The 1,316-nt window shown below is 46.1% G+C and carries 1 protein-coding gene; it reads left to right on the top strand.

Annotated features, from left to right (window positions below):
• Positions 1–229 precede the first annotated feature (229 nt).
• Positions 230–1,159 carry a homoserine O-acetyltransferase MetA gene (metA, locus tag J1785_RS00950; protein WP_217138118.1) on the top strand — a complete coding sequence of 310 codons (930 nt, stop codon included), beginning with the start codon at positions 230–232 and terminating at the stop codon, positions 1,157–1,159.
• Positions 1,160–1,316: the final 157 nt, after the last annotated feature.

The following is a 1,316-nucleotide window of genomic DNA, read 5'->3' as shown; positions in this document are numbered from 1 at the left end:
TTGTGTACATTATTTACTCAGTACGTTGCCATGATCTGCAATTTAATTTCTCTTTTTATCCCTTCCTGAACACTCATTTGCTTCCCTTTATAACCAGATAATCTAAATTAATAACTTAAGTTGAAACATTTTCACTTAACGCTTGCAGGCTCGACATCTTAATCAAAAACCGATATCTTCAGCTATCTAGAAGTCTAAACGTATAAATGGATGCAGTGAGGAAGTTGTTATGCCGATCCGGGTTCCAGATGAATTACCAGCGGTGAATTTCCTGCGTAATGAGAACGTCTTTGTTATGACGTCATCACGGGCAAAAACGCAGGAGATCCGTCCTCTTAAGGTGCTGGTTCTCAACCTGATGCCGAAGAAAATTGAGACCGAAAATCAGTTTTTACGACTGCTTTCCAACTCTCCTTTGCAGATTGATGTGCAGCTGTTACGCATTGACAGTCGGGAATCTAAAAATACCCCTGCCGAGCATCTGAATAATTTCTATTGTGACTTTGAAGATATTCAACATGACAACTATGACGGACTGATCGTTACCGGTGCACCTTTAGGCCTGGTCGACTTTTGTGATGTAGCATACTGGCCGGAAATTGAGCGCGTTATTCACTGGGCTAAAGAACATGTCACATCGACCCTGTTTGTTTGCTGGGCGGTTCAGGCGGCGTTGAATGTGCTTTACGGCCTGCCTAAGATGACCCGTGAAACGAAGTTGTCTGGTGTATATCCCCATCAGACGCTACAACCGCTGGCATTACTGACCCGGGGCTTTGATGAAAGCTTTCTGGCACCTCATTCCCGTTATGCAGATTTTCCGGCAGATGTGCTCCGCCAGCATACGGATCTGGAGATCTTCGCCGAATCCGACGAAGCCGGTGCCTATCTCTTTGCAACCAAAGATAAACGGATGGCTTTTGTTACCGGACACCCTGAGTATGATGCAGGAACGCTGGCTGGTGAGTATCTGCGGGATGTGGCGGCGGGTTTATCGCCGGAAATGCCCTACAACTATTTCCCGCAGGATAACGCCGAGCTCGCCCCAAAGGCGACCTGGCGGAGTCACGGTCACCTGCTGTTCACTAACTGGCTGAATTATTATGTTTATCAGATCACACCGTTTGATCTGCGCCAGATGAATCCAACCCTCGAATAATCCTCTTTTCATGATTTCAGCAGACGATCTTGCCGGTCGTCTGCTCATCCTCTTCTTATCCCCGGATCCCTTTATCTGATCCTTTCCTTCTGTGCCTGTCCCCCCTCATCCGAAATTCATTACCATTTTACGAAAAAATAATTCATTCCTATCTCAT

It is taken from the genome of Rahnella perminowiae (assembly GCF_019049755.1).
Taxonomy (GTDB): Bacteria; Pseudomonadota; Gammaproteobacteria; order Enterobacterales; family Enterobacteriaceae; genus Rahnella; species Rahnella perminowiae.
Note: the sequence above shows the minus strand (reverse complement) of the source record. Positions and strands in the feature narration are given on the sequence as shown.

Coding starts and splice junctions, on each gene's coding strand:
- metA (WP_217138118.1), top strand. CDS start 230: ATGCCGATCCGGGTTCCAGATGAATTACCAGCGGTGAATTTCCTGCGT.